Genomic DNA, 15,700 nt, shown 5'->3' with positions numbered 1-15,700 from the left:
AGCAAGTAGCTTGCGCAGCCTGGGCTTAGGCCCGGCTCTTGCGCACTTCTACCGAAACGCCCTTGAGCACGCCTTTGAGGATGGGAAGGCGCGGTTTGCGCACGACAACCTTCACCTCATCGGGCTTGTAGGCGGCGATGATGGTCGTTGCGACCTCTTCAGCTAAGCGTTCAAGGAGGTTGCGGCTGGGGCCTTCCATGATTTGGCGCACCGTCTCATAGACCTTGCCGTAGTCAATCGTCTCTGCCAGGCGGTCGGAGGCGCGCGCTTTGGAGAGATCGGCCTGCATCTCGATGTCCACCTCGAACTGCTGGCCCAGGGACTGCTCTTCGCTGCGCGCGCCGTGGCGGCCGAAGAAGACGAGCCCTTCCAGGCGGATGATGTCTCGTTGTGCCACGGTGCGCTCCTAGTTCGGGGAGATGCGGATGGTGGTGTCGCCGTCGCTTGGCTTGTCGTTCTTGGCGCGCTGCTTGAGGAAGAGGAAGGTCTGCAGGGTGCGATTCTCTCTCGCCAGGATGCTCGCCTCTTTCGTAAGGCGCTCCCCGGCGCTTGTGATTTTCAAGAGCTCTTGTTTCTCCTGGTTGTCAATGGCCATCACGCTGGCGACCAGCAGCGAAAGGCCCTCCGGCTCCACGTTCAGGTCTAGGTTCACACGTTCCCGGTTGGAGAGTGCGGCAAGGAGGTCCAGATGGACCTCAAAGCCCTGACGGACCGCCCGGACACTCTCCTGTACGTCTTTGGCGGCGCCGGCCGTGTATTCGATGTACTCCACATCGGCACGCATGTAGGGACGCTCCTGGGTAATGCGTGTGATGCGGAAGGGGCGCTCGCCGATGGTCTTGATGTTCATGCGCCCGCCTTCCAGCGATTGCATGTCCACGATGCGCGCCGTCGTCCCCATCTCGAAGGGGATCGCCGGGCCGCCCGCTTCCCGCCCCGCACGGATGAGGACGACGCCGAAGTGCGATTTGTCTCGGAGGCATTCGCCGATCATCAGGTTGTAGCGCTCCTCAAAGATGTGGAGCGGCAGATATTGCTTGGGGAATAGGACTGTTCCCAGGGGGAAAAGCGGGATGTTCTGCATGATGCCCATGATCGCCGCTTACGGCTTGATCGCCCTGAAGATGCTGGGCGCGAATTCGGCCAGAAGGGGAGAGGTGACATCGGCCGAGAGATCAATGTGCAGCGGGCTGATGGAGATCCGTTTATTCTTGATGGCCCAGATGTCCGTATCCGGTTCTTCCGTCCACTCAGCCTTGCCTCGCGCCAGCCAGAAATAGAATGCGTCCTGCTTGAAGCTATCCACGCGCTGGAGCGTATCCGTGAAACGGCCCTTTGCCAGCCGTGTGACGCTGACGCCCTCGATGTCGCCCATCGGGATGTTCGGCACATTGACGTTGAGCACCATGGGCCCGGCGAGGGTCTTGTCCTTGAACATCCTAGCGAGGGTCTGCGCTGCCTTTGCCGCCACATCGAACCGCCAATCGCGGATCCCCGCTACGGAGACGGCGATGGACGGGATGTCCCAGAAGTGGGCTTGAAAGGCGGCGCCCACCGTCCCCGAGACCAGGACGTTGTGCCCCGTGTTCGCCCCTTCGTTGATGCCGGAGACCACCAGGTCCACCGGCAGCGGCGGCACGGCCTGCACAGCCAGGATAACGCTGTCTGCAGGGGTGCCTTCAACCATGTAGGCCTTGACGCCGGGAATCCGGGACATCGCCTCTGAGATGCGGACAGGATTATGGAAGGTGATGCCCATGCCCACGCCGCTCTGTTCCCGATCGGGCGCGACGACGGTGACGTTGCCCAGGTCGGTGAGGGCCTGGGCCAAGTGCCAGATGCCTGGGGTGTGCAGGCCGTCATCATTGGTCACGATGATGTTCAAGCGCGCATCTCCTGGGAATCTCGCGATGCCGGGACAAGGGGCTCACGACATTGTAGCGCACGTGAGCCCCGGCTATTCCAGCGTCATATTGTCGATAAGACGCGTCTTGCCGATGCGGACGGCGAGGGAGAGCAGCGCCGCGCCCGAAACGGTGCCGTGCAGCTCGTTGAGCGATTCGGAATCGGCCAGGGAGACGTAGTCCAGCGCGGCAAGGGGCTCTGCCTCTATCGTCTCTTCCACCAGCTTGCGCAGGGTCTCCGCGTTGCGCTTCCCCTCCTGCCAGTGGGAATGCGCGAGGCGCATCCCCTTGATGAGGCAGAGGGCGGCCTTGCGCTCGCGCTCGTTCAGATAGATGTTGCGGCTGCTCATCGCCAGTCCGTCCGGCTCTCGGACGGTGGGGACGATGACGATTTCCACGGGGATGTCCAGGTCTTTCACCATCCGCTTGATGACCCGCACCTGCTGGGCATCCTTCTCCCCAAAGTAAGCGCGGTGCGGCTGGACGATGTTGAAGAGCTTGGCCACAACGGTGTCCACGCCGCGAAAGTGGCCCGGCCGTCGCGCCCCCTCTAGCGGCTCGGCCACCTCGCCGGGGACCATGTAGGTCTCGAAGCCCTTGGGATAGACGACCTCCGGCGAGGGGTTGAAGACGAAGCTCACGCCCTCTTGCTCCAGCATTGCCAGGTCGCGGTTGAGGTCGCGCGGGTAGGCCGCGAAGTCTTCGTTCGGCCCGAACTGCGCCGGGTTGACGAATATGCTGACGGCCACGTGGTCGTTTGCAGCCCTGGCATGGCGCACCAGGGTCATGTGCCCTTCGTGGAGGTAGCCCATGGTGGGCACAAAGCCCAGGCCGCCTTTGAGCATGGCGCGGATGCGCCGGCATTCGCCGACGGTGTGAACAACGTGCATCGGGCGAAGTTAGCGCGCCGCGATCTCGGTCAGTTCGCGCACCGCGGTGTTGTCCAGGCCGTAGCTCTCTTTGGCGGTGGGGAACGTGCCCCGCTTCACTTCATCCACATACGCGGCGATGGCGCTCTGCATCACTCCCGCCAGGGAGGCGTATCGCTTGGCGTGCTTGGGCGAAAGATCGGGGTAGAGGCCCATGATGTCGTGGAAGACCTGCACCTGGCCGTCGCACTCCACGCCCGCGCCGATGCCGATGGTGGGAATGCCGATGCGCTCGGTGATGACTTTCGCCAAGGGCGCAGGGATGGACTCGAGCACGATGGCGAAGGCGCCTGCCTCCTCTAGGGCGTGGGCGTCCTTGATGAGCTGGACGGCGGCCTTGGGCGTCTTGCCCTGGAGCTTGTAGCCGCTCAGCTGGTTGACGGATTGCGGCGTGAGGCCGATGTGCCCCACCACGGGGATCCCCGCCTGCACGATGTGGCGGATCGTCTCCGCCGTCCGCTCGCCGCCCTCCAGCTTCACCGCCTGGCAGTTCGCCTCCTTGAGGAAGCGGCCTGCATTGTGCATCGCTTCGCTCAGGCTGGCCTGGTACGACATGAAGGGCATATCGCCGACGACCATCGCTTTGCTGCTGCCGCGGACCACTGCTTTGACATGGTGCAGCATCTCGTCCATCGTCACTGGCAGCGTTGACTCGTACCCCAGGACTACCATGCCCAGGCTATCGCCGACGAGGATCATCTGCACGCCCGCAGCGTCGGCGAGCTTGGCCGTCGGATAGTCGTAGGCGGTGAGCATGGCGATCTTCTCGCCGCTCTTCTTCATCTGTTTGATCTGGTCAACGGTGATGCGCATCGTCTGCCTCCTTGGAGGATTCTCGGCTGTCTAAACTCCGAGCGTGACTGTTGCGCGGTCCTGATGGCCGATGCGTTCGATGCGGTTCTTCTTGTCCAGGTAGCAGAGCGTCGGGTGGATGTCGTGGGAGTCCCGATCGCCCAAGGTCTGGTAGGTGAGGATGATCACCGTGTGGCCCTTGTGGATGAGCCGCGCCGCCGCGCCATTGACGCAGATGACGCCGGAGCCGGGAGGCCCTTCGATGGCGTAGGTGGTCAGGCGCGCGCCGTTGTCCACACTGAGGACGTGGACCTCTTCGTATGGCAGGATGTCCGCCTTTTTCATAAGGTCGGCATCAATCGTGATACTGCCTTCGTAGTCAACGTTCGCCTCGGTTACTGTCCCGCGATGGAGCTTGCTCTTCAACATTCTCCTCATCATCGCAGTTCCTCCTTGGGAGCTGTGGCGCTCCGTGGTGATAGAGAGCGGTCGTCCGGACCGCTGAGGATAGCGCGCAGCCTTTGCGCGGTTCGTTCGTCAAGTGTCCCCTTCGCCTGGGCGATGGGGATGGTGAGTTGGCCCAATTCTCGATAGAGGGCCAGCAGTGCGGGGGCGTCGGTGGCAAGGCGCTCAAGGTGCGCCGCGATGGTGGCGTCATCCCCCCGGGCTATGGGCCCGGTGAGGGCCTGGACGCTCCCGGCCTGCTCGATATTGGCGATGGTTCCCTTGAGAAGAGTCAGCAGGGCTTCCCGTCCGGCTGCGCGGGAGATGCCAAGGGCCTCCCAGAGCTCTTCGGCGAGGTTCAGGAGGGTGACCACATAGTTGCTCGCCAGGACGCCGCTCATGTGATAGAGGGTCTTGTCCCCCGATGCAAGGATAACGTGCTTGCAGCCGATGTCCCGCGCCACCCGGGCCAGCGCCCCGGCGATCTCGTCTGCGCCTTCGATGGCGATGGTAACGTCGTCCAGGGTCTGGTTCGCCGTGGTGAAGGTCTGCATGGGATGGAAGCCGGCGACGTTCGCGCCTGCGCGGGCCGCCGAATCCAGGGCGAGCACGGTCAATGCGCCGCTGCAATGCACCACGCTCTGACCTTTGCGCCAGGTGATGGAGTCGGCGACTTCCTTGATGACGTTATCCGGGGTTGTGATAAAGACCAGGTCGCACCGATCTGCGACGACTTGGGGCGAGTTGCAAACGAGCGGCGCCTGACCCGTGCCGTTGGCGAGGCGCGCGGCGGAGGCATGGGAGCGTGAGGAGACGGCCGCAATGCGATAACCGCGCCGCGCAAGAGCCTCGGCCAGCGTGCCGCCGAGCCTCCCTGCTCCGATGAACCCTATGTTGTTGAACTGCTGCATATGCTCTTTATAGGTCCCGTATCGCGGGCGCGCCGGGCACCGATTTGGCAGCCTTAACCGCTCTGACGATTGCCTCAGCCGTCACTTCGGCGGCCGTCGCGCCGATCACCGTGACGTCCGAGCGGTTCGTCCGCTGCTTCCGCTCCCCGGTCGCCATCACGAAGATGGTGTCGCCGTCGAACATCGTGTGGGCTGGGCGGACCGCCATGGCAAGGCCGTTCTGGGCCATCTGCGCTACTTTATTCGCTTGTTCTTTTGTCAGTTGTGCGTCTGTTGCTATGACTCCGATAGTCGTATTGCCGCCCGGGGGCGGGGCGCTCCGCTTCGCCTGCAGGAGCGCCATCGTGCTTTCGAACCCTTTGCTCTTCGCCTTCCGCGGCCCTGCGACGGTCTTCCCGCTCTTCGGGTCAACGATCTCGCCGCCTGCGTTCACCACGACGATCGCTCCGATTACCGTGCCGTCGCCCAGCCGCTTGCTGGCCGTTCCGAGGCCGCCCTTCACCAGGGCAGCAGGCCCCAGCATCTTCGCCACGGTGGCTCCTGCCCCTGCGCCAACGTTTCCTTCGGCCACCGGGCCGTCCTTCGCCCCTTTGGCCGCTGCGTAGCCTTGCTTTGCACCCGGCCTGACGCTGCCATCGCCCAGCGCGAGGTCGAAGATGACCGCCGCGCCGACGAGCGGGACGCTCCACGTGCCGATCTTAAAGCCGGCGCCGCGCTCCTCCAGCCATGCCATGACGCCGCCTGCGGCATCCAGGCCGAAGGCGCTGCCGCCGGTGAGGAGGATCCCCTGGACGCGCTCGATGAGCGTTCCCGGTCGCATCAGGTCGGTCTCCCGTGTCCCTGGGGCGGCGCCGCGAACGTCTACGCCCGCCACTGCGCCCCGTTCACAGAGGACTGCGGTGCAGCCGGTGAGCGCCTTGGCGTCCGTCCAGTGCCCGACCCGGATCCCTGCGACGTCCGTGATGGCGTTCCACATATCCTTCTCGTAATGTGCCTTCGCGGGGGCAAGAAAAAAGCCCTCTCGCATAGACCGAGAGGGCTTTGCAACAAGCCATTGCTTCCGCCGTCTCGGTCGTTTGCACGATCCAAGCGACTACTAAACTACTGTTTAGACCGCTGCTTCGCTCATCGCCACGAGGGGTCGATGTCTAAGCGGAATCACTATACCAGGCAGGTCAAGAGGGGGCAAGAGGAGCCGGATTCCCTTAGCGAATCAGGAAGACGATGCCGTAGACGATGGCGTTTCCGACGAGGACGGAGACCCCCGCCACCAGGGAAAGCGTGCGGGGCATGCCCCGAGGATAGACCAGGGGGCCGAGGTAGTGGTGGATGAAGCCTCCCTGGTATGAGGCGCCTCCGCCCGCAACGCGGAGCCGCTTTTCAAGAGGCGTTAGCGGACAGGTCCATCCGACGAGGTTGATGGCGGACGACCAGATGACCGTCGGCACCTGGATCCACATCCACCAGATGGCCGCGATGGCGCCGAAGCCGCCCAAAACGGCAGTCAGAGCAAAAAGAAAGTGGCTAAAAAGAACGAGATCTGCCCCGGTCCTATAGACGGCCTTCACGGGTTCGCCGGTTCGATGAGCCCGTATCCCCCAGCCTTACGCCGATAGACGACGCTATACGTGCCCGTCTCCAAGTTCATGAAGAAGTAGAAGGCGTGATCCAGCCCCTCCATCTCTTCGATGGCCTCTTCCGGCGTCACCGGCTTCATGGAGAAGCTCTTCCTCCGCATGATGGGCGACCTCTCCTCCCGCTCCATCACCAGGCCCGCCTCCTTCATCTTGCGCCGCCCGCGCTGCTCAGCCCGGTAGACCTTGCCCTTGAACCGCTCTAGCTGCTTGCGAAGGGCAAGCGTCGCGGCATCCACAGCCGCTTGGAAGGTGGCGGCCCGCTCCTCCACGCGGAGCGTGGCCCCTTGGACGTTCAGCGTCACCTGCACCATATTCTGGTCGGCGGAGGCCCTGGTCTTCTCTTTGACCAGCTCTACGCGGGCCGTTCTGATGCCCGGCAGGTATTTCTGGAGATGCTCGATCTTCTCCGTGGTGTACGTTTCCAGGTTCTCCCGAAGCTCGAAACCCTTCGCGCCGAGCTGGATGTCCATGAGACCCTCCTGAAGAGGTGAGGTAATAAGGGGGCGGCCTCTGTCTCTATTGTAGGACGTGCAACCTAGATTTCACGCGCGCACGTGAGGCCGATGATAGAAGCCGCCCAGGCCTCCTTGAGGGCGGCGGCGCAGGCGTTAAGCGTCGCGCCGGTGGTGCAGACATCGTCCACCAGGAGGATGCGCAGCCCGGAGGCCGTCGGCCGCGCGGTGAAGGCCCCGTGAACGTGACTCCAGCGCTCGGCCAGGCTGCCTGAGCGCGCCTGCGGGCCGAGGAAGGCCGTGCGCGCTGTAAGGTCTGTGCGCAATGGGATGCCGCTCGCGCGTGAGACGTGAGCCGCAAGCAATTCCGCCTGGTTATAGCCCCGCTCGCGGAAGCGGCGCTTATGCAATGGCAAAGGGATGATGGCGTCAGCAGTGAGACCTTCACTTTTCATATGTTCCGCCATATGCTCTGCAAGCGTCCGCGCGATGGCTCGCAGGCCCTTGTACTTCAGCTGGTGGATCGCCTCGCGCACCGCGCCCTCCATTGCGAAGGGGGCGTAGACCCCTTCGATGGCGATGCGCTCGCTGATGCAGGCGCCGCTCTCCGTGGTCACCGTGCCTGAGGGCTGATATGCGCCCGAAAGCCTGCGCGCCTGCGAGAGACAGCGCGCGCAGAGGTACGACCCCTCGCGCTCGCACTGGACGCACCTGGGGGTGAATACAAAGTCCAGCATCTGCTCCCGAAGGCCGCGCGCTCTCCGGGTGATGGCTTGGGCGAAGGGCACAGCCGCCTCCTACCTCAGGAATCCTATGCTAGAATGAACGGCGACATCGTAGCACGAGCGCCGCACCCCATGATTAAAGCCGTCTTCTTCGACCTCTATAACACCCTGTGCCGCTTTTACCCCCAGCGGGAGCAGATCCAGATCGCCGCGGCGGCCCAGTTCGGCCTGCGTCCTTCGCCGGATGGCATCGTGAAGGGCTACAACGCCGCCGATAAGTTTATGACCGAGCAGAACGCCATACGCCACGTCCAGAAACGATCCGAGGAGGAGCGCGACGCCTTCTTCGCCGAATATGAGCGGCTCATCCTGAAAGGCGCGGGCATCGAGGTCACGGCGGAGGTTGCGGAAAAGGTCTGGCGCAAGGTTCGCGAAGCTCCTTCCGAGCTGGCGCTCTACGACGACGTGCTTCCCACCCTGGAGATTCTAGACGCGCGCGGCCTCAAGTTGGGCGTTATCTCTAACATCTACCGCGACCTCCAGCAGCTTTGCGAAGACCTCGACATCGCCCAGTACATGGACTTCGTCGTCAGCTCCATGACAGCTGGCGCGGAGAAGCCCCACCCGCCAATCTTCCTTGCCGCCCTCGCCAAGGCCGGTGTGAAACCCCATGAGGCGATGCACGTCGGCGACCAGTATGCCGGTGACGTCGCGGGCGCCCGAGGTGTCGGCATCCGCCCCGTCCTCCTGGATCGTGACCATTTGCTCCTCGAGCATACGGATGTTGACCGCATCGTCTCCCTCACGGAGCTGCCGCGCCTCACGGAGCAGTAGCCGCCCGTAGCCCTCCGTTCACTTGCCTTGCGGCGTACAATGCTCCCCAGCATTGGCAGCAACGCCTCTGCCTAGAAACGAGTCGCACATGGCAAAGAAAGCTCCTTGCAGCTCCTCCGGCGGTTCCCCTTCCCTCCTCATCGGCACCAAAAAGGGAGGCTTCATCCTCCGCGGCGATAACGCTCGCCGCTCGTGGAAACTCACCGGGCCTATCATGCTCGGCTCCACCGTCCATCACATGGTGCAGGACCCCCGTGATCGCAAGACGCTTTTGATGTCAGCCGTCACAGGCCACCTGGGCCCCACGGTCTTCCGCTCCGTGGATGGCGGCAAGACGTGGAAGGAGGCGGCCAAGCCGCCTGCCTTCAAGAAGGTTGCGAGCGGCGAACGCGCAACGGAGCCGTGTGGGGCCTGCCTGGCCCAGCCGAAGGATGGCAGCATAGACCACCAGTGGTGGTGCCGCTTTGCCGGGCATGTTGTGAAGCACACCTTTTGGCTTACCCCCGGCCATTCCAGCGAGCCGGACGTCTGGTACGCAGGCACATCGCCGCAGGGCATCTTCCGCTCTCAGGACGGCGGCGTCACCTGGGAAGGCCTTCCCAGCTTCAACGACAACCCGAGCTGGGGTCGGTGGAACGGCGGCGCGCAGGACGGGACGCCAAATGGCCCGATGATGCACTCCATCATCATTGACCCGCGCGATAAGCGGCATATGTACATCGGCATGTCCAGCGGCGGCGTCCACGAGACGAAGGACCAGGGCAAGACATGGTCGCCCCTCATCAAGGGCATGAAGCACGCCTTCCTGCCGGACGACAAGGCCGACGATGCCCCGAGCCACGACCCGCACTGCGTCGTCCTGCACCCGGCCAAGCCCGACCGCCTCTACATGCAGGCACACACAGGCATCTATAAGCTTGATCGCCCCGCTGACCGCTGGGAGCGCATCGGCCTCAAGATGCCCAAGGCCGTCGGCGATATCGGCTTTCCCATCGCCGTCCATCCGCGCGACCCGGATACGGCGTGGGGCTTTCCGATGGACGGCACCTCCGTCTGGCCGCGCACCAGCCCCGATGGCAAGCCCGCCGTCTACATGACGAGCAATGCAGGCAAGACCTGGAAGCGGCAGGATAGCGGCCTGCCGAGGGAGAAAGCCTGGTGGACCGTCTTCCGCCAGGCCATGGCGACGGACGTAAAGAGCAGCGTCGGCGTCTACTTCGGCACCACCACAGGCGAAGTCTGGGCCGGCGTGAACGAAGGCAAGGCGTGGAAGTGCATCGCCCGCAACCTGCCCCAGGTCTATGCGATAGAGACCGCCGAAGTGTAGGCCCTCCCGGTAGGGGATGAACTAGGGTCATCCCGGGGACTCCATGAAAGTCCTGATCCCTTCGCAGCTGCACTCCTACACCGGCAAGGTGAAGTCCGTCGAAGCGGCGGGCGCCACGCTCGATGACGTCCTGCGCGACCTGGACAGGCGCTACCCAGGCCTGCGCTTCCGCATCGTCAACGAGCAAGACCGCATCCGCGAGCACATTTGCATCTTCGTGAACGGCGAGCAGACCTTCGCGTTAAACCTGTCCCTTCAGCCGAAAGACGAAGTGCAGATCGTCGGCGCCCTAAGCGGGGGTTAGCTGCCGCTTCTGCTTCCTTGGCGTTGCGTGAAGCTTCAGGCCGAGCGCCTCTACCACCTTAAGGACCGTTGCGAATTCCGGATTCCCTCCTGGGGAGAGGGCCTTGTAGAGGCTCTCGCGGCCAAGTCCCGCTCGGCGGGCGACGGCGGTCATTCCTTTGGCGCGCGCGATATCGCCCAGTGCCGCAGTCACCAGGGCGGGATCGCTTTCCTCGATGGCCGCTTGCAGATAGGCGGCCACGGCGGTATCACTTTTGAGATACGTAGCAGGGTCCCAGCGCTTGGTTCGTGTCTTAGCCATTGGTGCTATGCCTCTAACTAGAGATTCCTTGCCAGATTACGCGCAACCCGGATATCCATTTCCTGTGTCCGCTTATCGCCGCCCGCAAGTAAGATAGCGCCCTCGTTCCCGCGGTATACGAAGTAGATGCGGTATCCGGGACCATAATCAATCCGCATCTCAGTGATGCCCTCTCCCACTGGGCGGACGTCACCTGGATTTCCGAGAGAAAGGCGCCGGATACGCACTAGGGTCCTCGCCCGTGCCTGCTCGTCTCGGAGTCGTGAGAACCAACGGATGTAGGTCTCCGTTTGGCGAATATCGGCCATGCGCTTACTGTATCCTGAAGGATACAATTCTGTCAAGGGTGACTGCTTCTCACCGCCTGTTTCCCGCCGATTTTTGTTTCTCCCTCCCCTTCGCCTGCGTCAGCATCGCCGTCAGCACCGTGCGCCAGCGCCTGCCCAGCTTGTTGATGTCCAGCCGCACCCGCGTATGCCCGATCCGCACCCCATCGCCGTAGGGGCGCTGGACGCCCAGCAGGTTCGCCCATGTCTTCTCGTCGCCTGTCAGGACAAGCTCTCCCGTCTCCGTCGAGATGTTCAGCACGCCCGCCTTCTGCGCCAGCAGCTTCACCTTCAGCATGAAGAGCAGATTCTCCACCGATTCCGGCCACGGGCCGAAGCGGTCCTTCAGCTCCTCCGCGATTTCGTCCACCTCGGTCGCCTCCTTCAGGTGCGCCATGCGCGTGTAGATGGTCAGCCGCGTCCCCATATCGCCGATGTAGCTCTCCGGGATGTGCGCCGCCACCGGCAGGTCAATCATCGGCGCGGGCGGCTTCGGCTCCCGCTTTGTCGTGTCGTCTTCCCGCAGCGCCTTCAGCTCCTCCACCGCTTCGCCCAGGAGCCGCACGTACAGCTCAAAGCCCACTGAGCTGATATAGCCGTGCTGTTCCACGCCCAGGAGGTTCCCTGCGCCGCGGATCTCCAGGTCCTTCAGCGCAATCTTGAAGCCCGCGCCGAGTTCCGTCGCCGTCATGATGGTGCGCAGCCGCTTCTCCGCCGTCTCCGTCAGCTGGCGGTCCGGCTTGTAGAGGAAATAGGCGAAGGCCCGGTTCGCCGAGCGTCCCACGCGCCCGCGCAGCTGGTGCAGTTGCGAAAGGCCCATCCGGTCGGCGTCGTTCACGATCAGCGTGTTCACGTTCGGCATATCCAGCCCCGACTCGATGATGGTGGTGCAGACCAGCACGTCGGCCTTGCCCTGCAGGAAGTCCAGCATCACCCGCTCCAGCAGCTCTTCGGGCATCTGGCCGTGACCCACGATGACGCGGGCCTCCGGGACAAGCCGCTGGATGCGCTCGGCCACGGCGCTGATGTTGTAGACCCGGTTGTGGACGAAGAAGACCTGCCCGCCGCGCTCCAGCTCGTGCAGAATCGCGTCCCGGATCATCCGCTCGTCGAACTGTGCCACATAGGTCTTGATGGGCTGGCGCTCTTCGGGCGGCGTCTCCATCACGCTCATGTCGCGCACCCCCGCCAGCGCCATGTAGAGCGTGCGCGGGATGGGCGTCGCGCTCATGGAGAGAACGTCCACCTCGCGCCGCAGCTCCTTCAGCCGCTCCTTGTGGGCCACGCCGAAGCGCTGCTCCTCGTCAATGATCACCAGGCCGAGGTTCTTGAACGAGACATCCCTCTGCAGCAGGCGGTGCGTCCCGATGACGATGTCTATCTTGCCCTCCGCCAAGTCATCCGTGATCTCCGTCTGCCGCTTGTCGCTCACGAAGCGCGAGAGCATCTCGATCCGCGTGGGAAAGGCCGCCATGCGCTGGCGGAAGGTCTCCAGGTGTTGGAGCGCCAGCACCGTCGTCGGCACCAGCACCGCCGCCTGCATCCCGTCCATGACGGTCTTGAACGCGGCGCGTATCGCCACTTCTGTCTTCCCAAAGCCCACATCGCCCGTGATGATGCGGTCCATGGGCTTCGGCCTCTCCATATCGCTTTTCACATCAACGATGGCCTTCATCTGGTCAGGCGTCTCCACGTAGGGGAAGGCCGCCTCCATCTCCTTCTGCCACGGCGTGTCCGGCGGGAAGGCATGCCCCTGCACGATCTCCCGCGCTACGTAGAGGGCAAGCAGCTCCTTCGCCACCTTTGCCGCCGACTCTTTGACCCGCTCCTTGGCGCGCGTCCACTCCTGCGTGCCCAGCCGCGTCAGCGTCGGCGGCTTATCGCTCGCGCCGATGTAGGGAGAGAGCCGGTCCAGCTGGTCCGTCGGCGTCAGCAAGCGGTCGCCGTCCGCATATTCGATCGTGAGGTATTCCCGCTCGCGGTCGTCCACCTTCCGCACCGTCGTGCCGATGAACTTGCCGATGCCGTAGTCAATGTGCACCACGTGATCGCCCACGGCTAGGTCGGTTATGATGGATTGTCGCTGCACCGGGCGGCGTCGGATGTACCGCCGCTGTTTCGCGATGCCGAAGATCTCCGCGTCGGTTAAGAGCGTGATGCCCTCCTCGGCGAGCGACCAGCCTTCCGCCAGGCTCGTGTGTACCAGGGAGACGATACCCTTCGCCGGGGCGCTATCGAGTCCCGTGGCTGTCGGCACGCCCGCCTCTTGCAACAGCTCGGCCAGGCGCGGCGATTGCTGGCTCGCAAGCACGATGCGCTCGCCCTTCCGCGCCATGACGCCAAGCTCCTGCATCATGGCGCGGCTGCGCCCCGCGTAAGCGGGCGCAGTGGTGAACGGGAGCGAGGCTTCCGTGGAGGCGAAGGGTTCCAGCGTCAAGCGCCGCCGTCTCTTCTCCACTGCCTGGGTGAACTCGGCGGAGGTAGGAAACGGGCGTGGGAAATCCGGCGGCAGTTCGCCGTCCTTGATAAGTCGTTCGCGAAGCTCCGCCGCCTGGGATTCGATGTCGTCCAGCGCCTCGTGCATCCTGGCGATATTGTCCGCCACAATGATGGCCTCAGCGCCGAGATAGTCGAGGCCCATCGCCTCGTTGACCAGGCCTCGGTACATCTCCGATTCATCGAACGGCTCGCGCTCTGCCAGCCTTCGAAGGCTCTCGGCCAGGCGACCCGCCGCCGCCGTGCTAAGCCCGGAGACGTTCAGCGAAGGCATTCTCCATCCCTGGGGTGCAAGCACCTCCGTTGCCGGACCGATGACAAGCTCCTCCACTTCGCCCTCGGAGCGCTGGGTCAGCGGATCGAAGTAGCGGATGCTCTCCACGATGTTCCCGAAGAAATCGAGCCGCACAGGATGCGGGCTCGTCGGCGGGTAGATGTCTAAGATGCCGCCGCGCTTGCTCATGGAGCCTGGCGTCTCCGCCACGCTCTCCGTCACGTACCCGGCCTCTGCCCAGGAGCGCATCAGCGTCGCCGGGTCTCCCTTGGAGCCGCGCGAGATGCGGTGCGTTGCCTCCCAGAGCAGTCCTGGCGAGATCGTGCGCACTGCCGCCGCATATACCGAAGCGATTACCATCGGCGGGCCGTCAATGGTGAGCCCGGCCAGGGCGCTGAAGGCCCTCAGGCGCTGGTGGATCGTCACCCGCTCTGAAGCCAGGCGCTCATAGTGCAGCGCATCCGGCTCTGGGAGCAGGATGACCGGAGCCATCTCACCTAGATAGCTCAGCACCTGCTCCTGTAGCGCGCGCGCCGCCTCCGGCCGTGCCGTCACCACCAGCATGGGGCGGCGGCCCCTGCGCCACAACGCTGCCAGCAGGAAGGGCTTCGCCGCATCCATCACTGTGGCCGAAGCAGGCTCGCCCTGCCGCGCCAGCGCCTGTTCCATGGCGTGGTAGCCGGGCAGCTCTCCGATCGTATCCAGCAGCCCTAAAAGGTTCGACATATCCCTCAAGACAACACGAAACCGGGGTTCGCTCGCCGAGCGACCCCGTGTAAGACCATTGTACCAAGGCGGTTGCTGCCGGAGCCGACCCCTGAAAGTGCTATACTTTTCAGATGCGGCGCATGCCTGCCGCCAGGGTTGGAGAGCCATGTCAGCACCAGGTGTCTCTCTGAAATATCGGAGGGTCGTTGCCAAAGTCGGCACGAATCTCCTCACAGGCGGCAGCGATAAGCTGGACGCCTTCTTCCTTGCTGACCTTGTGGCCCAGATCGCGGGCCTGCGGAAGCAGGGCGTCGAACTTTTGCTAGTTACCTCCGGCGCCATCGCCGCAGGCCAGGAGGCCCTCGCCCTCCCCAAAAGCCGCCGTGACATCCCCCTAAAGCAGATGATGGCCGCCGTCGGCCAGGGCAGGCTCATGCACCGCTATCAGGAGCAGTTTGATAGACATAAAGTCGTCGTGGCCCAGGCCCTTATCACCAAGGGCGATTTGGACAACCGCGAAAGCTACCTCAACGTTCGCAACACCTTAGAGGGCCTGGTCAGCCTCGGCGTCGTTCCCATCATCAATGAGAACGACGTGGTGGACGTTCGGGAGATTCGCGACGACGTCTTTGGCGATAACGATAACCTCTCGGCGGTCGTCGCCACCGTCGTCCACGCTGATCTGCTCGTCATCCTCACCGATATCGCTGGCCTCTACACCGCCGACCCCCGCAAAGATGCCCAGGCCAAGCTCCTCCCTCGCGTGGAGCGCATAGATGCCGCAATTGAAGATCTCGCCGGCGGCGCGGGGAGCGCCCGGGGCAGAGGCGGCATGATTACCAAGATTCAAGCCGCCAAGGTCGCCACGGCCGCAGGCATTCCCGTCATCATCGCCGATGGTCATGAGAAGGACGTGCTCCCCAGGCTCGTTCGCGGCGAAGCCGTCGGCACCCTCTTCGCCGCCGCTGCGGCCAGGGCTGATAGCAAACATCGTTGGATGCTCGCGGGCATCGGTTCGAAGGGAGCCATCGTTGTGGATGATGGCGCGGCGAAGGCCCTCTCACTCCAGAACAAGAGCCTCCTCCCCGCTGGCGTGCGCGCCGTCGAAGGCAAGTTCGAGCGAGGCGACCTTGTGGACATCCGCGATGGCCGTGGCCTCCGCATCGCTCGCGGCGTCACCAACTACAGCTCGGCCGACCTCGATAAAGTGAAAGGCGCGCGCTCCGCCGATGTCCAGAAACTCCTCGGCTATCGCTTCGGCGATGAAGTCGTGCACCGGAACGACCTTGCCCTCGTTGACGGCGCGAAGGCGAGTTAGTCCCCACCAAGGAAAGAGC

18 protein-coding genes are annotated in these 15,700 nt (G+C 63.8%); 4 read left to right on the top strand and 14 right to left on the bottom strand.

Annotated elements, in window-relative coordinates:
- Nucleotides 1–25 precede the first annotated feature (25 nt).
- The 11 genes from folB to FJ039_02870 form a co-directional block, all read right to left on the bottom strand.
- On the bottom strand, nt 26–397 hold the full coding sequence (gene folB, locus FJ039_02920; GenBank protein ID MBM4405120.1) for a dihydroneopterin aldolase: 372 nt from the start codon (nt 395–397) through the stop codon (nt 26–28).
- Nucleotides 398–406: 9 nt separating this feature from the next.
- Nucleotides 407–1,093, bottom strand: a complete 687-nt coding sequence (locus FJ039_02915) for a hypothetical protein (protein ID MBM4405119.1) — start codon at nt 1,091–1,093, stop codon at nt 407–409.
- 9 nt (nt 1,094–1,102) lie between these two features.
- The gene (gene surE / locus FJ039_02910; GenBank protein MBM4405118.1) at nt 1,103–1,912 is read right to left on the bottom strand and encodes a 5'/3'-nucleotidase SurE; all 810 of its coding nucleotides are present in this window, start codon (nt 1,910–1,912) and stop codon (nt 1,103–1,105) included.
- 45 nt (nt 1,913–1,957) lie between these two features.
- Nucleotides 1,958–2,794 (bottom strand): pantoate--beta-alanine ligase, encoded by an 837-nt coding sequence (locus FJ039_02905; GenBank protein MBM4405117.1) that lies wholly within the window; start codon nt 2,792–2,794, stop codon nt 1,958–1,960.
- A gap of 9 nt (nt 2,795–2,803) precedes the next feature.
- Nucleotides 2,804–3,646, bottom strand: coding sequence for a 3-methyl-2-oxobutanoate hydroxymethyltransferase (panB, locus tag FJ039_02900; protein MBM4405116.1), 843 nt, complete (start codon nt 3,644–3,646; stop codon nt 2,804–2,806).
- Nucleotides 3,647–3,676: 30 nt separating this feature from the next.
- Nucleotides 3,677–4,063 (bottom strand): aspartate 1-decarboxylase, encoded by a 387-nt coding sequence (locus tag FJ039_02895; protein MBM4405115.1) that lies wholly within the window; start codon nt 4,061–4,063, stop codon nt 3,677–3,679.
- Nucleotides 4,063–4,980: a DUF2520 domain-containing protein gene (locus tag FJ039_02890; GenBank protein ID MBM4405114.1), complete on the bottom strand. Its 918-nt coding sequence runs from the start codon at nt 4,978–4,980 to the stop codon at nt 4,063–4,065. Before FJ039_02890 ends, FJ039_02895 begins: the two co-directional genes overlap by 1 nt.
- A 7-nt stretch (nt 4,981–4,987) precedes the next feature.
- A complete protein-coding gene (locus FJ039_02885; GenBank protein MBM4405113.1) occupies nt 4,988–5,956 on the bottom strand; it encodes a P1 family peptidase in 969 nt (322 codons plus the stop codon).
- 229 nt (nt 5,957–6,185) lie between these two features.
- Complete coding sequence (locus FJ039_02880; protein ID MBM4405112.1) at nt 6,186–6,548, bottom strand: DUF2784 domain-containing protein; 363 nt, start codon at nt 6,546–6,548, stop codon at nt 6,186–6,188.
- Nucleotides 6,545–7,087, bottom strand: coding sequence for a ribosome-associated translation inhibitor RaiA (gene raiA / locus FJ039_02875; protein ID MBM4405111.1), 543 nt, complete (start codon nt 7,085–7,087; stop codon nt 6,545–6,547). Before raiA ends, FJ039_02880 begins: the two co-directional genes overlap by 4 nt.
- Nucleotides 7,088–7,152: 65 nt before the next feature.
- On the bottom strand, nt 7,153–7,857 hold the full coding sequence (locus tag FJ039_02870) for a ComF family protein (GenBank protein MBM4405110.1): 705 nt from the start codon (nt 7,855–7,857) through the stop codon (nt 7,153–7,155).
- Between the two features lie 33 nt (nt 7,858–7,890).
- Between FJ039_02870 and FJ039_02865 the strand changes: the two genes are divergently transcribed.
- The 3 genes from FJ039_02865 (at nt 7,891) to FJ039_02855 (ending at nt 10,259) form a co-directional block, all read left to right on the top strand.
- Entirely contained in the window at nt 7,891–8,628 is a 738-nt protein-coding gene (locus FJ039_02865) for an HAD-IA family hydrolase (protein MBM4405109.1), read from the top strand.
- Between the two features lie 88 nt (nt 8,629–8,716).
- Nucleotides 8,717–9,955, top strand: coding sequence for a glycosyl hydrolase (locus FJ039_02860; GenBank protein ID MBM4405108.1), 1,239 nt, complete (start codon nt 8,717–8,719; stop codon nt 9,953–9,955).
- Nucleotides 9,956–9,998: 43 nt separating this feature from the next.
- Complete coding sequence (locus FJ039_02855; protein ID MBM4405107.1) at nt 9,999–10,259, top strand: MoaD/ThiS family protein; 261 nt, start codon at nt 9,999–10,001, stop codon at nt 10,257–10,259.
- Here FJ039_02855 and FJ039_02850 read toward each other — a convergent pair.
- From FJ039_02850 to mfd, 3 genes are read right to left on the bottom strand one after another with little or no spacing between them, the layout of a single operon-like run.
- Nucleotides 10,245–10,559, bottom strand: coding sequence for a putative addiction module antidote protein (locus FJ039_02850; protein ID MBM4405106.1), 315 nt, complete (start codon nt 10,557–10,559; stop codon nt 10,245–10,247). The genes FJ039_02855 and FJ039_02850 overlap by 15 nt on opposite strands.
- Nucleotides 10,560–10,576: 17 nt before the next feature.
- A complete protein-coding gene (locus tag FJ039_02845) occupies nt 10,577–10,867 on the bottom strand; it encodes a type II toxin-antitoxin system RelE/ParE family toxin (protein ID MBM4405105.1) in 291 nt (96 codons plus the stop codon).
- A 49-nt stretch (nt 10,868–10,916) separates the two neighbouring features.
- Nucleotides 10,917–14,531 (bottom strand): transcription-repair coupling factor, encoded by a 3,615-nt coding sequence (mfd, locus tag FJ039_02840; protein MBM4405104.1) that lies wholly within the window; start codon nt 14,529–14,531, stop codon nt 10,917–10,919.
- On the opposite strand from mfd, the gene proB reads away from it, so the two are divergent.
- Nucleotides 14,530–15,681 carry a glutamate 5-kinase gene (gene proB, locus FJ039_02835; GenBank protein ID MBM4405103.1) on the top strand — a complete coding sequence of 384 codons (1,152 nt, stop codon included), beginning with the start codon at nt 14,530–14,532 and terminating at the stop codon, nt 15,679–15,681. The genes mfd and proB overlap by 2 nt on opposite strands.
- Nucleotides 15,682–15,700 lie beyond the last annotated feature (19 nt).

It is taken from the genome of Chloroflexota bacterium (assembly GCA_016875535.1).
Classification (GTDB): domain Bacteria; phylum Chloroflexota; class Dehalococcoidia; order SHYB01; family SHYB01; genus VGPF01.
This window is presented reverse-complemented; position numbering and strand designations above follow the sequence as displayed.